Raw genomic sequence first — 21,342 nt, 5'->3', positions numbered from 1 at the left:
GGTTTACCCGCGCGAAGTGGTGCGCCGCGCCCTCGAACTTTCCTCTACGGCTTTGATTTTAATACATAATCATCCGAGTGGAGACCCTACCCCCTCGCGTGCCGATATCGAGATGACCAAAACCATCATCGATACGGCAAAGCCGCTGGGGATAGCGGTGCACGACCACATCATCATCGGCAAAGACGGCCACGCCAGCTTCAAAGGGCTTCGGCTGATCTGAAATCCATGGGTATCAACGCGAAGGGCTTTCCCGGCCTGCAACCCATAAGAGCGACATCAATACAAAATTAACACCTATAAATTAGCATTTCCGAAAATAAGAATAAAGGCATCTGACTTTGGTGCCTGAAGAAACGGGGGTGCTTTATGCGTAATGGAGTGCATTTCCTTCGTGATCGATCCGGCTCGTCCGCTGTCGAGTTCGCTATCGTCGCGCCGATTTTCTTTCTCGTCCTGCTGACAATGATTGCCTACGGTATCTACCTGATGGCCGCCTATTCTGTGCAGCAGATCGCCGCCGACGCGGCAAGGACGGCAGTTGCCGGACTGAATACGACCGAGCGCCAGCAGCTGGCCCGTGATTTCGTCACCAAAAGTGACCTCAGCTACGCCTTCATGGACAAGACGCGTTTCACGGTCAACGTCGCCACCGATCCCGCCAATGCCAACCAGTTCACGGTCAAGGTGGAATATGACGCCCGTGATCTGCCGATCTGGAGCCTCTACAGCTACACCCTGCCCGAGCCGGTCATCCGGCGTTTTTCCACAATCCGGATCGGAGGAGCATGACATGCAAAATATCTCTTCTTTGCTTCCCCGTTTCCTGAAGGATCGCACAGGCAACATCGCCATCTCGGCCGGGCTTACCGCACCGCTTTTCATCGGTATATTGGCGCTTGGCGTCGACTATGGCTATCTGACCCTGCAGAAGCGGCAATTGCAGCAGACCGCCGATCTTGCCGCCATATCAGCGGCGGCCAATGCCGCTGATCCCGAAAAGGCGGTCCAGCAATATTTCGCCCTCAACGGCATGAATCTCGGGGTCAAGACACCGAATGGCCTCTTGACCGTGGACGGTCTTCAACCTTTCGACCCCTTGAACGAATTTGCCAAGAGCAACGGTTATGCCGAAGTCGTCAAAGGTCACTATGAGCCGGACGCGACCCTGCCTGTCGGCCAGCGTTTCGTCGAAAATGCACTTCCCACCAATGCGATGAAAGTGAATATCGTCGAAAAGGGCCAGATATTCTTTGCCTCCGCCTTCACCACGCCGCCCAAGATTTCCGCGGCCGGAACGGCCTCATCCCAAAAGATCGCGGCATTTTCGGTGGGCTCGCGACTGGCGAGCCTCGATGAAGGCATTTTGAACAGCCTGCTCGGCGGCCTGCTCGGCACCACGGTCTCGCTCAAGGTTATGGATTACCAGGCGCTTGTGGCTGCTGATGTCAACGCGCTGCATGTCGTCGAAGCGCTGGCTGTCGATCTCAACCTGACAGCCGGCACCTACAAGGATGTCCTGAAGACGGAAATCACCTACGGCAAATTCCTGGACGCGCTGACGAAGACCACCGGCCTGCAGCCGGCTGTGGCCAACATTCTGAAGACGCTGGCAAAAACCGCCAACAAGAGCAACATCAAGCTCAAGCTTGAAGAAATCCTCAATCTCGGCCCGTTCTCGGACAAGCTGATCGGTAGCGGCGAAAACCTCAAGGTCACCGCAGGCGTCTTCGATCTCCTCAACGCCGCCGCCGTGGCAGGCAATGGCGGCAACCAGCTGGCGCTCAACCTCAACGCCAATCTTCTCGGTCTAGCCTCGGTCAAGACGACGCTCGCCATCGGTGAACCACCCGTCGAAACGCCGTCGCTTGCCGTCGGCGGCCAGGGCACCGTGGTGCGCACCGCACAAACCCGGCTGGCGGTCAGTGTCGTGGTTGACGGGCTTCAGGCGATTGCCGGTCTGAAGGTCAATATTCCGCTCTATGTGGAAGTCGCCCATGCCGAAGCGCGGCTCGCCGACATTCGCTGCACGGGCGGCGGACAGGGTACGGTCGATGTCGAAGTCGTTCCCGGCGTCGCAGAAATCGCGCTTGGCAATGTCGATACCACGGCCTTTGCCAATTTCGGCAAGGATCCGCGCGTCACCAAGACCGCGATCGTGGATTCGGCCCTGCTCGCCATCAATGGCAGCGCCCTCATCAATGCCACGAACATGACGAAGACCAAGCTGACCTTTACCCAGTCGGATATCACCCAGGCCAAGATCAAGAGTGTTTCCACGAAGGATACCGTTACCACTCTTGTCAGTTCACTGCTGAAGAACCTCAATCTGGATATCAGGCTTCTCTTCCTTAATATCGATCTGGGAGGTCTGGCGGGCATCCAGTCAGCGCTTGCCAACACGCTCGCGGCAGTCACGGCGCCCGTGGATCAGCTGCTCTACAATGTGCTGCTGGTACTCGGCGTCAAGATCGGCGAAGCCGATGTGCGCGTCACCGACGTTCGCTGTCAGCAGCCGGCACTCGTCCAGTAATCAGGCCGACAACCATAAAAAAAGCCGCCGGCAGTATCCGGCGGCTTTTTTGTTTGATCTGCCTCTGTCAGGCAGTAGCAATTGCCAGACGCTTCTCGTCACGGCCGCTCTTCATGCGCTCGGACAGAAGGAAAGCCAGTTCCAGTGCCTGATCGGCGTTGAGACGCGGATCGCAATGGGTGTGGTAACGATCCGACAGCGAATCTGCCGTCACGGCGCGCGCGCCGCCGGTGCATTCCGTCACGTCCTTGCCGGTCATCTCGATGTGGATGCCGCCCGGATGTGTGCCTTCGGCGCGGTGGATCTGGAAGAAGCTTTCGACTTCCGACAGGATGCGCTCGAACGGACGCGTCTTGTAGTGGTTGAGCGTGATGGTGTTGCCATGCATCGGATCGCACGACCAGACGACCTTGCGGCCCTCTTTCTCCACGGCACGGATAAGCTTCGGCAGGCTGTCGGCAACCTTGTCGTGGCCGAAACGGCAGATCAGCGTCAGACGGCCGGCCTCGTTTGCCGGGTTCAGTGCGTCGATCAGCTCGATCAGATTATCAGGCGTCAGCGACGGTCCGCACTTCAGGCCGATCGGGTTCTTGATGCCGCGGAAATATTCCACATGCGCATGGTCGAGCTGACGCGTGCGGTCGCCGATCCAGATCATGTGGCCAGACGTGGCATACCAGTCACCGGAGGTCGAATCGACGCGGGTCAGCGCCTCTTCGTAACCGAGCAGCAGAGCCTCGTGGCTGGTGAAGAAATCGGTTTCGCGCAGGCTAGGATTGTTTTCTGCGCTGATGCCGATTGCCTGCATGAAGTTCATGGTCTCGGAAATCCGGTCAGCCAGCTTGCGGTAACGATCCGCCTGCGGGCTGTCCTTGATGAAGCCGAGCATCCACTGGTGAACGTTTTCAAGGTTGGCGTAGCCGCCCATTGCGAAAGCGCGCAGCAGGTTAAGCGTCGCCGCCGACTGGCGGTACGCGTCGAGCTGTCGCTCGGGGTTCGGCACACGCGAGGTCTCATTGAACTCGATGCCGTTGATGATGTCGCCGCGGTAGGACGGCAGCGTCACCCCATCGAGCACTTCCACGTTGGAAGAGCGCGGCTTGGCGAACTGACCGGCAATACGACCGACCTTCACCACCGGCAGCTGCGCACCATAGGTCAGGACGACAGCCATCTGCAGGAAAGCGCGGAAGAAGTCGCGGATATTATCCGCGCCATGCTCGAGGAAGCTTTCGGCGCAATCGCCGCCCTGCAACAGAAAGGCGTTGCCGTCTGCCACATTGGCAAGCTGCTTTTTCAGGCGGCGGGCTTCACCGGCAAAAACCAGCGGCGGATAGGTCGCAAGCGTGGCTTCCGTCGCCGCAAGCGCTGCCGCGTCAGGATATTCGGGAACCTGCTGGATCGGTTTCTGCCGCCAACTGCCGGGTGTCCAATTCTGTGCCATGTCCTTACCCTTTTCTCGCCCGCGCATTTGTGCACGACCGCCTCGAAAAATTGAGCGGCTTATAGCTCCAAGCACAGGCTTTGCATAGCCGATGTCAGGGCCATCGGGCCCATTCCGCCCGTTTTGGGCGTTTAACGTGCATAAAAGTCAATTCAAACGATTTAACAAACCCGCCACCACCCGGAAAACAACGGTTTTCAAGTGGTGGCGAGCCAAGCGGAGACGTGATCACGTCGCGCAAGCGACGGCGTTACACGCGCTCGCCGTTCACCACGCGGTAGCTTGGCGAATACATCGTCACCAGTTCCTCGGCCGCTGTTGGATGAACAGCCATGGTGCGATCGAAATCGTCCTTGGTGCATCCGGCCTTCAGCGTGATGCCGAGAAGCTGCGCCATTTCGCCCGCCTCGTGGCCGAGAATATGCGCGCCGACGACCTTACGGTCGGCGGCATTGACGATCAGCTTCATGATCGTCTTCTCCTGACGCCCGGACAGCGTTGCCTTCATCGGACGGAACTGCGCGCGATAGACTTCCAGTTCCGGGTATTTCTTGCCCGCTTCCTCTTCAGAAAGTCCAACCGTGCCGATTTCCGGCTGCGAGAACACCGCAGTGGCAATAAGCTCGTGGTCCGGCTTGGTCGGGTTGTTCTTGTACTCGGTTTCGATGAAGCACATGGCCTCGTGGATCGCCACCGGCGTCAGCTGTACCCGATCGGTGACGTCGCCCAGTGCGAAGATACTAGGAACGTTCGTGCGCGAATACTCATTGACGATGATTGCGCCGCGCGCATCCACCTTCACACCGGCATTTTCAAGGCCTAGACCAGGCGTATTCGGATCGCGACCGAGCGCCAGCATCACCAAGCCGACATGCAGCGAGTTGCCCTGCTTCGTCCGTGCCACAAAGCCGCCCGCACCGTCCTTGCTCACTTCCTGAATGACGTCTTCAAGAATGATACGAATGCCCTTGGCTTCCATCGCTTCATGAAGGCCCTTGCGCATATCGTGATCGAAGCGCGAAAGGATTTCCTTGCCGCGATAGATCAGCGTCGTTTCGACACCGAGTCCGTGGAAGATATTGGCGAATTCCACGGCGATGTAACCACCGCCAGCGATCAGGATCGATTTCGGCAGCTCTTCCAGGTCGAAAGCCTCGTTGGAGGAGATCGTCAGCTCGTGGCCGGGCAGCGCCTTGTGTTCGTTCGGCGTACCGCCAACGGCAATCACGATACGCTCGGCCGTGAAGGTCTCACCAGTCTTCGTCAGCTTCACGGTATGCGCATCGACAAGCTCTGCACGGCTGTCGAAAATATCGGCCTTGGCGTTATCCAGACCCTTGCGGTACAGCCCTTCGAGACGGGTGATTTCCCTGTCTTTCGCTTCAATCAGTTTTTTCCAGTCGAAACGACGCTCGCCAACGCTCCAGCCGAAACCTTCGGCGTCCTCGAAATGCTCAGGAAATTGCGAGGCATAAACGAACAGCTTCTTCGGCACGCAACCACGGATGACGCAGGTTCCGCCGTAACGGTATTCCTCGGCAATTCCCACACGCTTGCCGAGTGAGGCGGCAACGCGGGCGCTGCGAACGCCGCCCGAGCCGCCACCGATAACGAAAAGATCGTAGTCATAAGCTGTCATAGTCAAAACCCCTGATCAAAACCACGTGCCATCGGCCTCAAGGCGGGCTGTGGCGTATTCATGGCACATATAGGTGCTGCGACGCACAAATGAAAAGCCCGACCTTGCGGCCGGGCTTTGAATATTTCTGAACGTGAGCTTTGGGACCCGACGCTCTATCTATTTCACTCAGGGCTTGTGAGCCGGAGCGCCACCGGTGTTGCCCTGATCGGCCGGAAGCGGCTTCAGATCAGCGCCGGCCACCTTCTGCAATTCGGTCATGCTGGAGGTGTTCAGATCGCGGTTGATGCCCGCGGCCCAGATGTCGGCAGCCTTCATCAGTTCGCGCGTGGCGATAGGGCCGTCCTTCAGAAGCTTCTTGCCGGCTTCGCTGCTGTAGAAGGTGGAGATGGCGTTCAGCTCTTCGACGGAGAAGGCGCGCGCGTAGGTGAGTGCTGCCTCGCGTTCCAGATCGGCGCGGCGCGGCGCAAGCTCAAGTGCCTTGGCGTCGACAGTCGCGGTGATCGCGTCCTGCACATTCGGCGATGCCTGAATGAGTTCGGCCTTCAGACGTTCCGCCAGACCCGGCAGGATATCATCGAAACGGTCAGTAACGCCAAGAGAGGCGATCGCCTGCCGTGCGGCGGCGATATGCGCTTCCGAAATTTCCTGAGCGCGTGCGGCAGTACCGAACACGATGCCGGAAATGAGGATCGAAGCAGCGGCAGCTTTGCCCAGTCCCGCTAGTTTGATCATGAAAATCTCGCTCCTGTTATACTGCCTGCATCACGCGGGCGCCTTCAGGACCCGCAATGATGGCAAGCGATGCCAAATTTATGAAAAGTCCGTGCTCGACAACACCGGGGATAGTGTTCAGCTCGCGTGCAAGCGCTTCTGCATCAGGAATACGGCCAAAAGATGCGTCGAGAATGAGGTGTCCACCATCCGTCATGAAGGCGCCGTCGCCCGACGAACGCATCGTCAGGTCGCCCGAGAGGCCGGACCGCGCCGCCAGTTTCTCGATGGCTATCTGTGTCGCCACCTGACCGAACGGATTGATTTCGATGGGAAGCGGAAAAGCGCCAAGCGTCTCCACAACCTTGCTCTGGTCGGCGATGACGATCATGCGGGCGGATGCCGCCGCCACGATCTTTTCGCGCAGAAGCGCACCGCCACCACCCTTGACGAGTCGAAGGCCGTGATCCACTTCGTCCGCGCCATCGATGGTAAGGTCCAGTTCCGGCAATTCATCGAGGGATTTCAGCGGCACACCAAGCTCCACGCAAAGGCGCGCGGTACGCTCGGATGTCGGCACGCCTTCGACCTTCAGGCCTGCAGCAACCTTTTCCGCCAGAAGCCTGACGAATTCCTCAGCTGTAGAGCCCGTGCCGATACCAAGTCGCATCCCGTCTTGCACATGGGACAATGCGGCCTCGGCGGCCTTGATCTTCATCTGGCGGGCATCCATGTGCCTGAAACTCCGGTAGCTTTGTCGTCGCCGTGCTGTTTACACGGGTCGAAAGCCAAACGAAAGCATTTTTGCAGGCAACGAACAGAACGTTGTGGTGCGGTTGCAAAGACAAAGCCGTTTGCCTAGGCTTGGCCACAACGAACGCATCGATATCATCGCCAAAAGCATTCTCTCAAGAGGCCAGTTCCCGTGACATCCCGCCCGCTCTCCCCGCTCGCCATCTTCGACCTCGATGGTACGCTCGTCGACACCGCCGCCGATCTCGTTTCCAGCCTCAACCACACCATCGCCGCAGCCGGTCTTGCCCCCGTTACCTATGACGACCTGACGCATCTCGTCGGCCAGGGCGCGCGCGTGATGATCAAGCGGGCCTTCGCGCTGCGTCAGGTAGAATTGCCGGAAGCCGAACTGGAGCCGCTGTACGAGCGTTTCATTGACCATTATCGCGCGGAAATGCCCGGCGACAGCCGCCCCTACCCCGGTATCGTCAGCGTACTGGATGCGCTTTCGTCAGCTGGCATCACGCTCGCGGTCTGCACCAACAAGACCGAAATCCTTGCGCTCCCGCTGCTCGAAAAACTGGATCTCACCCGATATTTCGCCGCCATCACCTGTGGCGACACCTTCCCCTTCCGCAAGCCTGATGCGCGCCATATTCTCGGCACCATCGAAAAGGCTGGCGGCGACCCGCAGCGCTCGGTCATGGTAGGTGACAGCATCAACGACATTCTCGCCGCCAAAAATGCGGCCGTCCCATCGATCGGCGTCACCTTCGGTTATTCGGATGTGCCGATGGCCGAACTCGAACCAAATGTCGTGATAGATGATTTCACTGCGTTGACGCCCGCGTTGTTCGAGCAGCTGGTCGCAAAGGGCGCCGCTGCGGCTTGAGACGGCGCTGTTCTCCTCCGTCATGCCGGACTTGATCCGGCATCGAGCCACGGCGCGTCTGCGCCGTGATACAACTCTTTCGCGATCAAAGACCTGATCGCACTGGACCCCGGACCAAGTCCGGGATGGCGGAGTGCGGATGCTGCCGTTTAACGCTATCATTCATGTGGCGACCTTACCATAAAACAAAAAAAGCACCGTTTCCGGCGCTTTCTTTTTCTCAATGTGATTTCTATCAAATCGACGCGGCCCGCGCCTTCGTCGTTACCGCAAACGCCTTCTGGACGTAGCTGTCACGGTCGTAGACGTCGTCGAAGAACTGCACCTTGCCGGCCTTGTCCGGCCAGGCGCTAAAATAGGCCACGTAGACCGGTATCTTCACCGGCACCTGCACCGCGCGGTTCTTGCCCGCTGCAATCTGCTCGTTGACCTTGTCGACGCTGGTGCCAAGAACAGCGGCCGCCATGCGGCGCGGGTCGACCAGACGGATACAGCCGTGGCTCAGCGCCCGCATGTCGCGGTTGAAGAAGCTTTTGGCAGGCGTATCATGCATGTAAATAGCATGCGCATTCGGGAACAGGATTTTCAGGTCACCCAGCGCATTGTCGCTGCTTGGCGGCTGACGCACCGAAATGGCGTTGGTCGAGCCGAACCAGTTGACGCTGGTGGAAGAAACCGCACGTCCACCCACCTGTACCTCATAACCAAGTCGGTCGAGATAGGACGGATCGCGGCGCAGCTTCGGCAGCATCTCGTTGACGATGATCGACTGCGGAACGCCCCAATAGGGGTTGAATTCGACGGTCTGGATTTCGTCCTGGAAGAAGTAGGTCTGGTTGGCCTTGGAGCCGACCACCACCTTCATGCCGAACTGTTCCTGTCCGTCATTGTGGTAATAGGCCATGAAGGCGGGCTGGTTGATCAAGACGTAGCGCTGGCCGAGATCGGCTGGCAGCCAGCGGATCTGCTCCATCGCCACCTGCACCTTGGCAATCCGGGCGTCGTTGCTTTCGCCGACCATGGCACGCACGGTCGCGCGGCCGATGACGCCGTCGGCCTTCAGGCCGTTTTCGCTCTGGAATGCCTTCACCAGATCAACGAGATCAGGCGTATAATCCGGCGTCTGCTGGTAGCCGGAAATGATCGCCGCATGTTCCGCCTTGAAGGCAGGCGAAGCGCGATGTTCGATTGCCTTGACGACGCTCGCCATGTCGCCGCTGCTGTTGCCGGGTTTCAGCACCAGATCGGCGGGAACCTTGACCGTGTTGGCCGCATCACCCTCGCTGCGCAACCGGGCCAGTTCGGCTTTCAGCGCCAGATATTCGGCGTTCGAAGGTTCACGGCTGCGCAGATAGGCTGCGATATCCGGGCTGAGGCCTGCAAGCTTCAGCACGGGCGCAAGGTTCACCGTCTTGCGCTTGAAATCGTGGTAACCGGACAGCCGGTTCGGATCGACACGGCCACGCGTCGTATCCTGCACATAGGCCAGGACCTTGGCGGAAAGCGCAAGCTCGAACTGCATCTGCGCGCGCTGATAGGCGTCGGAGGTCGATGCGGAAGCCACTTCCACCGGCGTGCCGGATGCGTTCGCGCCTGCGCTGATGCTGGCGGTTACGTCCTTTGCGGGTACTGAAATGCTGTAATCGGCCGGATCGAGGCCGCTTTCGCCAACAGTCTCCAAAAACGCCATGACGGCGTTCGCGCGGGCAGTCAGCTCGCCTTCCGAAACCCAGAGCGCCTTGCCGCCGGCACCGTAATAGGCTTCCAGAGCCTTGCCGATTTCGGGGGTGGCGCTGAACTTCACATTGGCAAGACCCTCGCCGAAATTGGCGGTGTTCACAGCGCGTGCGGTATCGGCCTTGTAATCGTAATAACGTGGACCGGAAACACGCGGTAGAGGCTCGGGATCGGATGCATCGGCGCTCGGTCCGACCGTCGGCGGCGAGGTGACGATACCGGCTGGCGGCATTTCACCGCGATCGCGCGCAACCTTGCCAGGCCCGCCACGCAAAAGGTCCATCAGCGTTACCGCGCCGACGCTGCCGGGAAAAGCGGTAGAAACGGAAAGACCGAGAGCCAGCACCAGCGCTGCCGATGTTTTTCCAGATGTGACTTGCAATTTGATCCTCGTAGCACCCAGCGCCGCCAACGAAGACGGAGCATCCAGTTTCATGCTTGTCTAGCCGATAGACGGCCCGTTGAAAAGAAAACGCCGAAGTCCAGAACGCACCCGAAATGAACCTCATATTACGGCCAAAACCGTAAAAACGTAATTTCCAGAATTGGCGAGAATGGTTAAATTTCTATTTATTTCATTCACTTTGCCGTGGTTGGCCAAGCCGTTCCAAGCCGATGAAACCCCGGTTTTCCGGGCTTTTATCGACGTAGTAAAAATGACACGCTAAGGTCTTTTTCTTAACCGGGCAGGATGAGCGCCAAAATCGCCCTGTCCCAAGGGAAATATCTGCCAGGCATGCCTCGCAACGCTTTCATTGCCAGCGCGATGATTCTATATATCGGCGCGCGCAAGGCGGGCGAAGTGCCGTTTTGGCGGAGGAAAACGAGTAAAAAGGCAAGATTGATGACAGCCACACGGACGGAAACCGATACATTTGGACCCATTGAAGTTCAGGCCGATCGCTATTGGGGCGCGCAGGCGCAGCGCTCGCTCGGCAACTTCAAGATCGGCTGGGAAAAGCAGCCCGCCTCTGTCGTTCGCGCGCTCGGCATCGTCAAGCAGGCCGCCGCCCGTGCGAACATGGCGCTTGCAGGCCTCGACCCCAAGGTAGGCGACGCCATCATCGCAGCTGCACAGGAAGTCATCGACGGCAAGCTGACCGAGCATTTCCCGCTGGTCGTCTGGCAGACCGGCTCCGGCACGCAATCCAACATGAATGCCAATGAGGTGATTTCCAACCGCGCAATCGAGATGCTCGGCGGCGAAATGGGCACCAAGAAGCCGGTTCACCCCAACGACCACGTCAATATGAGCCAGTCCTCGAACGACACCTATCCGACGGCGATGCACATCGCCTGCGTGGAAGAAATCGTTCACCACCTGCTGCCGGCCCTCAAGCACCTGCACACGGCGCTGGAAGCCAAGGTCAAGCAGTTCGAAAAGATCATCAAGATCGGCCGCACCCACACGCAGGACGCCACGCCGCTGACGCTCGGCCAGGAGTTTTCCGGTTATGCCGCGCAGGTCGCCTCGGCGATTGCCAATATCGAACTCACCCTGCCCGCACTTTCCAAGCTTGCCCAGGGCGGCACGGCGGTCGGCACGGGCCTGAACGCCCCCGTCGGTTTCGCTGAAAAGGTTGCCGAAGAGATTTCCAAGATCACCGGCCTGCCGTTCGTGACGGCGCCGAACAAGTTCGAAGCGCTTGCCTCGCACGATTCCATGGTGTTCTCGCATGGCGCGATCAATGCCGCAGCAGCAGCCCTGTTCAAGATCGCCAACGACATCCGCTTCCTCGGCTCCGGCCCGCGCGCCGGTCTTGGCGAATTGTCGCTGCCGGAAAACGAACCCGGCTCATCGATCATGCCGGGCAAGGTGAACCCAACGCAGTCGGAAGCGCTGACGCAGGTTTGCGCCCACATCTTCGGCAACAATGCAGCGCTCTCCTTCGCAGGCTCGCAGGGGCACTTCGAACTGAACGTCTATAATCCGATGATGGCCTACAACTTCCTGCAGTCGGTCCAGCTTCTGGGCGATGCCGCCGTCTCCTTCACCGACAACTGCGTCGTCGGCATCGAAGCCCGCGAAGACAACATCAGGAAGGGCGTTGAGAACTCGCTGATGCTCGTCACGGCTCTCAACAGCAAGCTCGGCTACGACATCTGCGCCAAGATCGCCAAGACCGCGCACAAGAACGGCACGACACTGCGCGACGAGGCCGTCGGCGGCGGATACCTCACGAACGAGGAATTCGACCAGTATGTGCGCCCGGAAAACATGATCGGCCCGAAGTAAGCCGGTCGAGATTATCGCTGGAATAGAGAACGGGCCTTCGGGCCCGTTTTTTGTTTGTTCGATTGGTCATAGCATTGGGATGTCCCGGTACTGACCACTCTTGGTGTTTTTAAATCGTCCCCGTAAGCTGTTCTTCCGGAGAGAATGCCGAAACCAGGTGCACGATTGAGGATGACATCATGATCTGCCGCCGCAGCCTGCTTCTTGGTGGTGCCTTCCTCGCCACGGCCATGAAAGTCCCAAGTCTGTTTGCGCAAGGCGATCGGCAATGGATTTCGCTTTGGCCCGGCCCGCCTCCGGGAGGCGGTGGTCCGAACGGCGTCCCGGATATAAGCAAAAAAGGCGCTGTCACCAACATTGCCGTACCGAGCCTGGAGGTTTTCGCTCCCGCAAAGCCAAATGGTTCCGCAATGATCATTGCAGGTGGCGGTGGATATAAACGCATCGAGGAAGGCAAGGAGTCCTATCCCGCCGCACGCTGGCTCGCGGCCAGAGGCATTTATGCTTTTGTCCTCACCTATCGTCTGCCGATTGAAGGATGGGCTGCTGGACCGCTGGCACCGCTTCAGGATGCGCAGCGCGCATTTCGTCTGGTGCGTGCACGCGCTTCGGACCGGCAGATCGATCCGCACAGGATCGGCGCACTTGGTTTTTCTGCGGGCGGGCACTTGATGGGGTTGGCCGCCGCTCGCTCGGCTTTTGCGTCTTACGAAGCAGTCGATGACATCGACAGGCAATCAGCCCGGCCGGATGTTGCGGCCCTGATCTATCCGGTCATCACGCTTGCAGCGCCCTATGACCACACATCGACCCGGAGGTCACTTATCGGCAGGCACCCGACAGAGGAGGCAACACGAGAGTGGTCAGTGGAAAGCCATGTGAGCAAAGATTGCCCTCCGGTCTTCCTCACGCAGGCGGATGACGACCGGATTTCCAATCCCGCCAATAGCCGTATCATGCAGCAGGCGTGCGATAAGGCGGATGTGGATGTCGAATTTCACCCAATCATTTCTGGTGGCCACGGCTTCGGCATGGGCAAGCCCGGAACCCCCACGCAAGAATGGCCTGGATGGTATGAGGCATGGCTGAGGAAGCACAACCTTCTGGCCTGACGCTTTCTTTGCGCACCCCAATAAAAAAGGGCCGCAAAAGCGGCCCTCTTCATCTCATTCAAACCGTCAAACCAGCCGGCTCTGCTCCACCGCCGCTTCGACGAAGCTGGCAAACAGCGGATGCGGGTCGAGCGGGCGGCTCTTGAGTTCCGGGTGGTATTGCACACCGATGAACCAGGGATGGTCAGGATATTCCACCGTTTCCGGCAGCACACCATCAGGAGACATGCCCGAGAAGACGAGGCCGCACTCTTCCAGCCGGTCCTTATAGTCCACATTCACCTCGTAACGGTGGCGGTGGCGCTCGGAAATATCCGTGGAACCGTAGATTTCGGCGATCTTCGTGTCTTTCTTCAGCGCTGCCTTGTAAGCACCGAGACGCATGGTGCCGCCTAGATCGCCCTTGGTGGAGCGCTTCTCCAGCTCATTGCCCTTTACCCACTCGGTCATCAGGCCAACGACGGGCTCAGCCGTCGGACCGAATTCGGTGGAGGAGGCATTCTCGATGCCGGCCAGATGACGCGCCGCTTCCACGACTGCCATCTGCATGCCAAAGCAGATCCCGAAATAGGGCACGTTGCGCTCACGGGCGAACTGCGCCGCCATGATCTTGCCTTCGGAACCGCGCTCGCCGAAACCGCCCGGCACCAGAATGCCGTTGACCTTTTCGAGATAGGGCGTCGGATCTTCCTTTTCGAAGACTTCCGACTCGATCCACTCCAGCTTGACCTTGACGCGGTTGGCAAAACCACCGTGATGCAGCGCCTCGATCAGCGACTTGTAGGCGTCCTTGAGGCCGGTATATTTGCCGACGATCGCAATCGTTACCTCGCCTTCCGGCGTGCGGATACGGTTGCAGACCTCTTCCCACTGTTCCAGACGCGGCTTCGGCGCCGGTTCGATACCAAAAGCGGCCAGCACTTCCGAATCGAGACCTTCATTGTGGTAGGCGATCGGAACGTCATAGATGTTGGCAACATCCAGCGCCTGAATGACGGCGGAAGGACGCACGTTGCAGAACAGCGAAAGCTTGCGGCGTTCCGCTTCCGGGATTTCCCGGTCGGCGCGCACCAGCAGGATATCGGGATGAATGCCAAGCGCCTGCAGCTCCTTCACGGAATGCTGGGTCGGCTTGGTCTTCAATTCGCCGGCTGCCGGAATGTAAGGCATCAGCGTCAGGTGAACATAGATTGCGGTGCCGCGCGGCAGGTCGTTGCCGAGCTGGCGGATCGCCTCCATGAACGGCATCGCCTCGATATCACCCACCGTGCCGCCGATTTCGCAGATGACGAAGTCGTAATCGTCGTTACCTTCGGTCACGAAATCCTTGATCTCGTTGGTGACATGCGGAATGACCTGAACGGTCGCGCCGAGATAGTCGCCGCGGCGTTCCTTGTCGATGATGTTCTTGTAGATGCGGCCAGTGGTGATGTTGTCGGTCTTGGTCGCCGAACGCCCCGTAAAGCGTTCATAGTGGCCAAGGTCGAGGTCCGTCTCGGCACCGTCGTCCGTCACAAACACTTCACCGTGCTGTGTCGGGCTCATCGTGCCGGGATCGACGTTCAAATAGGGGTCAAGTTTGCGAAGCCGCACCCGATAACCACGGGATTGCAGCAATGCTCCGAGTGCCGCAGCTGCGATGCCCTTACCGAGAGAGGAGACCACGCCGCCTGTGATGAATACATATCGCGCCATGGGATTCACCGGATACCTTTTTACCTCTGATTCCGCCAGCCCAAATTTCATGCTGTTGCAAATTCGCTGTTGACGAATTGGCAATGGGATGTGGCGAAATGCGAACAAAAGAAAACCGGCAGGCTTTTGGCCTGCCGGAGCGTTAAATTATAACCGGGCTTATTGACCGGTCGGAACTGTGTTCGGATCGGCGGGCTTGGCCGGTGCCGGAGCGGCTTCACCAGCAGTGGCCGGCGCAGGCGCGGTCTGCGCAGGTGCTGCAGCGCCGCTGTTGGTCGGAACGCCATTCTCAGCCGGAGCCGGCGTTGCCGGCGTCTGTGCCGGGCCGAGCGTGTCGAGAATGCCGTTGCCCTGACCCTGCGTGGCCGGAATACGGTTCAGAATATCCGTCGGTCGCGATTCGTACCGGGTCAGAAGACCAAGTCCGAGCGACGTCACGAAGAACAGCGCGGCAAGGATACCCGTCGTGCGGGTCAGCGCATTGGCCGTTCCGCGCGCGGACATGAAGCCCGAACCGCCGCCGATGCCGAGGCCGCCGCCTTCGGAACGCTGGATCAGAACCACGCCGACAAGCGCCAGCACGATCATGAGGTGAATAACAATCAAAACGGTCTGCATGACAATCCATTCCATGCCCCGCGCGGAGCACTACAAAGAAGGTTTCGCGGCTCTTTACATGAGGCGAAGGCTTATTCCAAGCCCCTTTCCCGCCACTGTGGCAGGAAAGCGTGTCTCAAGCCGTCAGTTGCTCGTATGCCGCATAGATGGAAAGGAAGTCGGAGGCTTTCAAGCTCGCGCCGCCGATCAATGCGCCGTCGACATTCTCGACACCCATCAGTTCCAGCGCATTGGCAGGCTTCACCGAGCCGCCGTAGAGAATCCGCATGGTCTTGCCTTCATCGCCAAAGCGCTTGACCAGCTCGTCGCGCATGAAGGCATGGGCCTCGCGTACATCCTGCGTGGTCGGCGTCAGACCCGTGCCGATGGCCCAGACCGGCTCATAAGCGATGACGGTGTTTTCGGCGGTTGCCTCGTCCGGAAGCGATCCGGCGAGCTGGCGCTTGAGGATATCGAGCGTCTGGCCCGCCTTGCGCTCATCCGCCGTCTCGCCAATGCAGACGATGGCGATAAGATCGGCCTGATGGGCGGCAACGGCCTTGGCGCGGACCAGATGATCCGTCTCGGCATGGTCGGTGCGACGCTCGGAGTGGCCGACGATGACATGGGTGCCGAAGCAATCGGCAATCATCTCGGCGGAAATGTCGCCCGTATGCGCGCCGGAAACATTCTGGTGGCAATCCTGTCCGCCAATCATCAGCGGGCTGTCGTCGCAAAGCGCGGTTGCCACATAAAGAAGCGTCGATGGCGGGCAGATCAGCGCATCCACCTTTTCGGAAAGCGCGCCCTTGACGCCCTCTGCCATGGCCTTGATCTGATCGAGCGACGAACGGGTGCCGTTCATCTTCCAGTTTCCGGCTACAAGCGGTCGAACATTCGGCGTCATGCGTATCCCATTCCCTTTGTCTCGGAGAGCCGCTGGCGCGGACACCCCTTACCTCAGCCGCCAGGCGGCCCCTAATCGCGACAGAAACCCTGCCGGAAATCCCGGAATATTTCCTTAAACGCAGCTGATGACAATTGGTACAAAAAAGCAGTCATAAGCTTCAAAACGTCAGTCAATTTGCCGAAATTCGCGCCTGTCGAACCAAAACTGGACCTCATCGGCTCAAAATCCAGTTCAAAACCGCCCGCCAGTCGGTCATGCGCACCGGCGTTCCATGCGTGCCTGTCTCAAAAAGCGTGAAGCGCGCCGGCTCTCCCGCCTTCAGCAAGGTGCGGAAGATGGTCGCCTGGCTGTCGGCGGAATAGACCTTGTCGGCGCTGCCATGGGTGAACCACACCGGCTTTTTGGCTTTCGCAAAGGCGCTCTTCGGAAAATCGGGATCGACCGCGCCGCCAAGGATCGCCATGCCCTTGAGATTGCCGACCGTCGCCTTGTCGCGGCTGATGCCGTAGCAGATGAAGCTGCCCATGGAGGCGCAGGCCAACACCACCGGCTTGCCGCCGGATTTGCTAGCAGCATAGGTGATCAGCGCGGAAACGTCGGCAACGCCATTGGCATCGAAGGATCGTACGCTCGGCACATAATAGGTGCCGCCATTGGCGACAGCCAGATTTTTCAGCCGGTTGAAATTGCCACCGAACGTATAGTCGTTCATGCCAAGCCGCCGGTCGCCGCCGCGCCCGTGAATGAAGATCACGGTGAAGGCCTGCCCGGATGATGGCCCGACGCGGCCCACCTCAAGCGCCCTGCCCTCAACCGCCACGGATTCCATCGCCTGCGCTGTCTTGGGCGCCATATCCACATATTGCCGCTTCACCCGGCGTTCGGGTACCTCGTCGCGGCCGTTGATATCGCGCATCTCCTGATAATCGATCACCTCAGATGCGCCGCCATCGGCCGCGGAAAGCACTGTCTGGCTGGAAAACAGCTCGTCCTTGAACGGCCGCAGCGGCCCGTCCGCCGCCCCGGCACCGCCCGGCATCGCCGCAACAGTCAGGCAGAAAAGAGTACAAAACGTGAAATGAGCTGTGGACATGACTTGGTTAACCGTTCATTCGTGGCTGCGAGACTTGCCATTGCCAGGGCGGCAGCGCAATCCTCCTGCTGCGAAACCCTGACATAGTCGTGGCATAGGGTGCGCCGCGTTAGGCCACACGCCCTGCACGTTTGGCGCTATACTCGCCCCTATTGGCATACTGATTCGCTTGGCGAAATTCTGACGACACGCTTTTTTGAACCTTGGACATGATGGACGATAGCAACGATCTCTTCTCCGGTCTTCCGGTGGCACCAAACAGCGAAACGGAAAAGAACGAGGACACGGCAAAACCCGTGAAGGCCCCGGTGTCCGCAGCCGCGAACGTGAACGTGCAGCCGAAACCAGCAGCCGTTGCGGCCGTCACGACGCCCCCGCCCCCAGCGCCCGTGTCTCATTCCGGTGACGACTACGGTGCCTCGTCGATCCGCGTGCTCGAAGGGCTGGAACCGGTGCGCATGCGACCCGGCATGTATATTGGCGGCACCGACGAGAAGGCGCTGCACCACCTCTTTGCCGAAGTCATCGACAACTCCATGGACGAGGCCGTCGCAGGCCACGCCAATTTCATCGAGGTCCATCTCGATACCGAGGGTTTCCTCACCGTCACCGATAACGGACGCGGCATTCCGGTGGAAAACCATCCGCAGGTTCCGGGCAAGTCGACGCTCGAAGTCATCATGACCAAGCTGCATGCCGGCGGCAAGTTCGATGGAAAGGCCTATGAGACCTCCGGCGGCCTGCACGGCGTCGGCGTTTCCGTGGTCAATGCGCTGTCCGATCTTCTGGAAGTGGAAGTCGCCCGTAACCGCAAGCTTTACCGCCAGCGCTTTTCGCGCGGCGCGCCCATCGGCGGTCTCGAAGAACTGGGTGACGTGCACAACCGTCGTGGCACCCGCGTGCGTTTCCATCCGGACCCGCAGATCTTTGGCGATCACGCAAAATTCGAACCGGCCCGTATTTTCCGCATGGCCCGCTCCAAGGCTTATCTCTTCGGCGGCGTCGAGATCCGCTGGAGCTGCGATCCCGGCATGGTGCCCGCCGGTGGCGAAATCCCCGAAAAGGCCGTTTTCCATTTCCCCGGTGGTCTGAAGGACTATCTGGCCGCCACGCTCGGCAAGGAATTCACCGTCACCCGCGAGATTTTCTCCGGCCGCACCGAAAAGACCGGTGGCCACGGCGCGCTGGAATGGGCTGTGACCTGGTATGGCGGCGACACGCAGATCCATTCCTATTGCAATACCATCCCGACGCCTGAAGGCGGTACGCATGAGGCCGGTTTCCGCATCGCGCTCACCAAGGGCCTGAAGAACTATGCGGAGCTGACCCAGAACAAGCGCGCCAGGGAAATCACCACCGATGACGTGATGATCTCGGCAGCGGGCATGCTCTCCGTCTTCATCCGCGAGCCGGAATTCGTCGGCCAGACCAAGGACAAGCTCGCGACCGTCGAGGCCCAGCGCATCGTCGAAAACGCGCTACGCGATCCCTTCGACCATTATCTCACCGGTAATCCGGGCGAAGCGGCGAAGCTGCTGGACTGGGTGATCGAACGCGCCGAAGAACGCCTGCGCCGCCGCAAGGAAAAGGAAGTCAACCGCAAGACGGCGGTGCGCAAGCTGCGCCTGCCCGGCAAGCTGGCGGACTGCTCGCAGAACACGGCTGAGAATGCCGAGCTTTTCATCGTCGAGGGTGACTCGGCTGGCGGCTCGGCCAAGCAGGCGCGCAACCGCGCCAATCAGGCCATCCTGCCGCTGCGCGGCAAGATCCTCAACGTCGGCAGCGCCAGCCGTGAAAAACTCTCGGCCAACCAGCAGATCGCCGATCTCATCCAGGCGCTGGGCTGCGGCACGCGCACCAAGTACCGTGAAGAGGATCTGCGTTACGAACGCATCATCATCATGACGGATGCCGACGTCGATGGTGCTCACATCGCCTCGCTGCTCATCACCTTCTTCTATCAGGAAATGCCGGAACTCATTCGTGGCAACCACCTCTATCTCGCGGTGCCGCCGCTCTACGTCATCCGTCAGGGTGCCAAGAGCGCCTATGCCCGTGACGACGCCCACCGCGCCGAATTGATGGAAACCGTCTTCAAGGGCAAGAAGGTCGAAATCGGCCGCTTCAAAGGCCTTGGTGAAATGATGGCGGCACAGTTGAAGGAAACCACCATGGATCCCGAAAAGCGCACCCTGCTGCGCGTCGAGATCGACGACGTGGATTTCGAAGGCACCCGCGAGGCGGTCGACAATCTGATGGGCACCAAGGCGGATGCCCGCTTCCGCTTCATTCAGGAACGCGCTGCCTTCGCGGATAATCTGGATATCTGATCAACCGTCCCGGCCAGCCATGCGCCAACCGGGACGATTTGAGTCATGCCGCCGCCACATCTTCGCGAACGTCCAGAACGCGGTCGATCAAACCCCACTCCAGTGCCTCTTCCACCGTCATGAAACGGTCGCGATCCATTGCCGCTTCAAACTCGTCATAGCTGCGTTTGCAATGCTCGGCATAAAGCCGCGTCATTCGGTGCTTTGTCTGCCTGATTTCTTCAGCATGGATGAGCATATCAGACGCCTGCCCCTGAAACCCGCCGGACGGCTGGTGAATGAGGATGCTGGCGTTGGGCAATGCCGCCCGCGCGCCCGGTTCGCCCGCCATAAGCAGGAACGAGCCCATCGAACGGGCGGTCCCCATGCACAGAGTATGAACCGGCGCGCGGATGTAGCGCATGGTGTCATACATTGCGAGACCGCTGGTCACGACGCCGCCTGGAGAATTGATGTAGAGATGGATCGGCTTTTTCGGGTTTTCCGCCTCCAGAAACAGCAGTTGCGCGCAGACAAGCGCGGAAACAGCGTCGTTGACCTCACCGTTGAGAAAGATGATCCTTTCCCGCAACAGCCGGGAATAGATGTCGAAAGACCTTTCTCCCCTTGCGGATTGTTCAACTACCATAGGGACGAGTTGCATCGCTTCGCGCATCGGCGAACTCCTGTCGTTTGAAAATGTAAGGAAATGTGGTGGATCAGGCGGCGAGCTTGATGGGCGAACCGTTGTGGTTTGCGGCAGCCTTTGTCATCCGACCGGAACCGGTGATGGGCAACTCATGAATGACCCGCAGGCTGGTGCCGCCGCTCGCGTTGGGTGCAATACTGAAGGTGACGGTGCTTTCCAGAAATGGCGGAACGTCATCCCGCATCCTGTAACAGACCTCCTTCCCCGGGGTGATCCTAATCGCCTCGGGTTCAGCTAAAGCCTCCTTCGGCAACCAGTGTTCACGGAAGGCCGGAATGCTGATCGCACGCCAGACTTTTTGCGGCGGCTCATCGAGATCATATTCCAGCTCGATACCGGGTTTCGGTGCTGCGGGCAGTTCCCTGTTCATTGATCCATATCCTTCAGCAAGAGCTTCAGTGCTTCTACGCGCTGCGGCCAGTAGGCGCGGTATTTGCCAAGCCATGTCGCAATCCGTGTCAGCCCATCCGGATCGACCTCGTAATTGACGAAACGACCCTGCCGCCGTTCGACGACCAGCCCCGCCCCCCGCAGCACAGCAAGATGCTGCGACATGGCCGGCTGGCTGATATCGAAACCCTCACGCAAGGCGGACGCGTTCTGGGCACCATCCGCGAGCTTTTCGAAAATAGCGCGGCGTGTCGGATCGGCCAGCGCCCGGAAAATATCATTCTCTGTCATGACAACAGATAAGCATATACTTATGTGATTCACAAGTCCCGCCTCCTGCATTCGCTTCGCAAGGCAGGCTTTTTCGCTCCCGCACCCTCTTCTGCCGTGAACGCTTTATGTGCTCGCGCGTTTTCACCCGGCCTGATAACCTTCAGGCCGGGAGTGATCAAAACAAGTGACTGCATTTACGGTCTTTATCGCCATGGTGCTGCTGGTCGTCGGACCAGCCCTGTTTGTTGTCATCAGCAAGCAGCGGGAAAAGGCCATTCCCAAACGCCCCTCAACCGCCCTGCCCGTTGCCGAGGATGCGACCGG

General features: G+C 59.3%; 19 protein-coding genes. 7 read left to right on the top strand and 12 right to left on the bottom strand.

Annotation, left to right across the window (positions count from 1 at the left end; all coding sequences use genetic code 11):
• From T18_RS27420 to T18_RS01620, 3 genes are all read left to right on the top strand, one after another.
• Positions 1–223: JAB domain-containing protein (locus tag T18_RS27420; RefSeq protein ID WP_323455165.1), on the top strand; the 223-nt coding region annotated here is incomplete at its 5' end.
• A gap of 146 nt (positions 224–369) precedes the next feature.
• Positions 370–792, top strand: a complete 423-nt coding sequence (locus T18_RS01625) for a TadE/TadG family type IV pilus assembly protein (RefSeq protein WP_003515401.1) — start codon at positions 370–372, stop codon at positions 790–792.
• 1 nt (position 793) lies between these two features.
• Positions 794–2,533, top strand: coding sequence for a TadG family pilus assembly protein (locus T18_RS01620; RefSeq protein ID WP_003515402.1), 1,740 nt, complete (start codon positions 794–796; stop codon positions 2,531–2,533).
• 67 nt (positions 2,534–2,600) lie between these two features.
• On the opposite strand, the gene T18_RS01615 is transcribed toward T18_RS01620, so the two are convergent.
• The 4 genes from T18_RS01615 to rpiA form a co-directional block, all read right to left on the bottom strand.
• A complete protein-coding gene (locus T18_RS01615; RefSeq protein WP_003515403.1) occupies positions 2,601–3,977 on the bottom strand; it encodes a class II 3-deoxy-7-phosphoheptulonate synthase in 1,377 nt (458 codons plus the stop codon).
• 250 nt (positions 3,978–4,227) lie between these two features.
• The gene (gor, locus tag T18_RS01610; RefSeq protein ID WP_038491107.1) at positions 4,228–5,616 is read right to left on the bottom strand and encodes a glutathione-disulfide reductase; all 1,389 of its coding nucleotides are present in this window, start codon (positions 5,614–5,616) and stop codon (positions 4,228–4,230) included.
• Positions 5,617–5,784: 168 nt separating this feature from the next.
• Positions 5,785–6,351, bottom strand: coding sequence for a DUF2059 domain-containing protein (locus tag T18_RS01605; protein WP_013636215.1), 567 nt, complete (start codon positions 6,349–6,351; stop codon positions 5,785–5,787).
• A gap of 16 nt (positions 6,352–6,367) precedes the next feature.
• Positions 6,368–7,063, bottom strand: a complete 696-nt coding sequence (gene rpiA, locus T18_RS01600) for a ribose-5-phosphate isomerase RpiA (protein WP_003515412.1) — start codon at positions 7,061–7,063, stop codon at positions 6,368–6,370.
• Positions 7,064–7,255: 192 nt separating this feature from the next.
• On the opposite strand from rpiA, the gene T18_RS01595 reads away from it, so the two are divergent.
• Positions 7,256–7,957 (top strand): HAD family hydrolase, encoded by a 702-nt coding sequence (locus T18_RS01595; RefSeq protein ID WP_038491110.1) that lies wholly within the window; start codon positions 7,256–7,258, stop codon positions 7,955–7,957.
• 235 nt (positions 7,958–8,192) lie between these two features.
• Here the strand turns inward: T18_RS01595 and T18_RS01590 are convergent, their stop codons facing one another.
• Positions 8,193–10,130, bottom strand: a complete 1,938-nt coding sequence (locus T18_RS01590) for a L,D-transpeptidase family protein (RefSeq protein ID WP_075807471.1) — start codon at positions 10,128–10,130, stop codon at positions 8,193–8,195.
• A 408-nt stretch (positions 10,131–10,538) separates the two neighbouring features.
• Here T18_RS01590 and fumC point away from each other — a divergent pair, with 408 nt between their 5' ends.
• Complete coding sequence (gene fumC, locus T18_RS01585; protein ID WP_026330925.1) at positions 10,539–11,930, top strand: class II fumarate hydratase; 1,392 nt, start codon at positions 10,539–10,541, stop codon at positions 11,928–11,930.
• A gap of 179 nt (positions 11,931–12,109) precedes the next feature.
• Positions 12,110–13,042, top strand: coding sequence for an alpha/beta hydrolase (locus T18_RS01580; protein ID WP_013636220.1), 933 nt, complete (start codon positions 12,110–12,112; stop codon positions 13,040–13,042).
• Between the two features lie 66 nt (positions 13,043–13,108).
• Here the strand turns inward: T18_RS01580 and T18_RS01575 are convergent, their stop codons facing one another.
• The 4 genes from T18_RS01575 to T18_RS01560 form a co-directional block, all read right to left on the bottom strand.
• Positions 13,109–14,746 carry a CTP synthase gene (locus tag T18_RS01575; protein WP_026330924.1) on the bottom strand — a complete coding sequence of 546 codons (1,638 nt, stop codon included), beginning with the start codon at positions 14,744–14,746 and terminating at the stop codon, positions 13,109–13,111.
• A 150-nt stretch (positions 14,747–14,896) separates the two neighbouring features.
• The gene (gene secG / locus T18_RS01570; RefSeq protein WP_038492830.1) at positions 14,897–15,355 is read right to left on the bottom strand and encodes a preprotein translocase subunit SecG; all 459 of its coding nucleotides are present in this window, start codon (positions 15,353–15,355) and stop codon (positions 14,897–14,899) included.
• Between the two features lie 115 nt (positions 15,356–15,470).
• On the bottom strand, positions 15,471–16,241 hold the full coding sequence (tpiA, locus tag T18_RS01565; protein WP_003515430.1) for a triose-phosphate isomerase: 771 nt from the start codon (positions 16,239–16,241) through the stop codon (positions 15,471–15,473).
• A gap of 214 nt (positions 16,242–16,455) precedes the next feature.
• Entirely contained in the window at positions 16,456–17,337 is an 882-nt protein-coding gene (locus T18_RS01560) for a dienelactone hydrolase family protein (protein WP_038491116.1), read from the bottom strand.
• A 209-nt stretch (positions 17,338–17,546) separates the two neighbouring features.
• Here T18_RS01560 and parE point away from each other — a divergent pair, with 209 nt between their 5' ends.
• Positions 17,547–19,667, top strand: coding sequence for a DNA topoisomerase IV subunit B (gene parE, locus T18_RS01555; protein WP_038491119.1), 2,121 nt, complete (start codon positions 17,547–17,549; stop codon positions 19,665–19,667).
• Positions 19,668–19,710: 43 nt separating this feature from the next.
• Here parE and T18_RS01550 read toward each other — a convergent pair whose 3' ends face one another.
• From T18_RS01550 to T18_RS01540, 3 genes are read right to left on the bottom strand one after another with little or no spacing between them, the layout of a single operon-like run.
• Positions 19,711–20,322: an ATP-dependent Clp protease proteolytic subunit gene (locus tag T18_RS01550; protein WP_013636224.1), complete on the bottom strand. Its 612-nt coding sequence runs from the start codon at positions 20,320–20,322 to the stop codon at positions 19,711–19,713.
• A gap of 43 nt (positions 20,323–20,365) precedes the next feature.
• The gene (locus tag T18_RS01545; protein WP_025593553.1) at positions 20,366–20,725 is read right to left on the bottom strand and encodes an SRPBCC family protein; all 360 of its coding nucleotides are present in this window, start codon (positions 20,723–20,725) and stop codon (positions 20,366–20,368) included.
• Positions 20,722–21,036: an ArsR/SmtB family transcription factor gene (locus T18_RS01540; protein WP_003515444.1), complete on the bottom strand. Its 315-nt coding sequence runs from the start codon at positions 21,034–21,036 to the stop codon at positions 20,722–20,724. The genes T18_RS01545 and T18_RS01540 overlap by 4 nt, the downstream gene beginning before the upstream one ends.
• Between the last annotated feature and the right edge of the window lie 306 nt (positions 21,037–21,342).

The sequence above is a fragment of the Rhizobium sp. TBD182 genome (genome assembly GCF_001950375.1).
Classification (GTDB): domain Bacteria; phylum Pseudomonadota; class Alphaproteobacteria; order Rhizobiales; family Rhizobiaceae; genus Agrobacterium; species Agrobacterium tumefaciens.
This window is presented reverse-complemented; position numbering and strand designations above follow the sequence as displayed.

Coding starts and splice junctions, on each gene's coding strand:
- parE (WP_038491119.1), top strand. CDS start 17,547: ATGATGGACGATAGCAACGATCTCTTCTCCGGTCTTCCGGTGGCACCA.
- T18_RS01615 (WP_003515403.1), bottom strand. CDS start 3,977: ATGGCACAGAATTGGACACCCGGCAGTTGGCGGCAGAAACCGATCCAG.
- T18_RS01590 (WP_075807471.1), bottom strand. CDS start 10,130: ATGAAACTGGATGCTCCGTCTTCGTTGGCGGCGCTGGGTGCTACGAGG.
- gor (WP_038491107.1), bottom strand. CDS start 5,616: ATGACAGCTTATGACTACGATCTTTTCGTTATCGGTGGCGGCTCGGGC.
- T18_RS01545 (WP_025593553.1), bottom strand. CDS start 20,725: ATGAACAGGGAACTGCCCGCAGCACCGAAACCCGGTATCGAGCTGGAA.
- T18_RS01580 (WP_013636220.1), top strand. CDS start 12,110: ATGATCTGCCGCCGCAGCCTGCTTCTTGGTGGTGCCTTCCTCGCCACG.
- T18_RS01540 (WP_003515444.1), bottom strand. CDS start 21,036: ATGACAGAGAATGATATTTTCCGGGCGCTGGCCGATCCGACACGCCGC.
- T18_RS01625 (WP_003515401.1), top strand. CDS start 370: ATGCGTAATGGAGTGCATTTCCTTCGTGATCGATCCGGCTCGTCCGCT.
- T18_RS01550 (WP_013636224.1), bottom strand. CDS start 20,322: ATGCGCGAAGCGATGCAACTCGTCCCTATGGTAGTTGAACAATCCGCA.
- fumC (WP_026330925.1), top strand. CDS start 10,539: ATGACAGCCACACGGACGGAAACCGATACATTTGGACCCATTGAAGTT.
- secG (WP_038492830.1), bottom strand. CDS start 15,355: ATGCAGACCGTTTTGATTGTTATTCACCTCATGATCGTGCTGGCGCTT.
- T18_RS01560 (WP_038491116.1), bottom strand. CDS start 17,337: ATGTCCACAGCTCATTTCACGTTTTGTACTCTTTTCTGCCTGACTGTT.
- T18_RS01620 (WP_003515402.1), top strand. CDS start 794: ATGCAAAATATCTCTTCTTTGCTTCCCCGTTTCCTGAAGGATCGCACA.
- tpiA (WP_003515430.1), bottom strand. CDS start 16,241: ATGACGCCGAATGTTCGACCGCTTGTAGCCGGAAACTGGAAGATGAAC.
- T18_RS01605 (WP_013636215.1), bottom strand. CDS start 6,351: ATGATCAAACTAGCGGGACTGGGCAAAGCTGCCGCTGCTTCGATCCTC.
- rpiA (WP_003515412.1), bottom strand. CDS start 7,063: ATGGATGCCCGCCAGATGAAGATCAAGGCCGCCGAGGCCGCATTGTCC.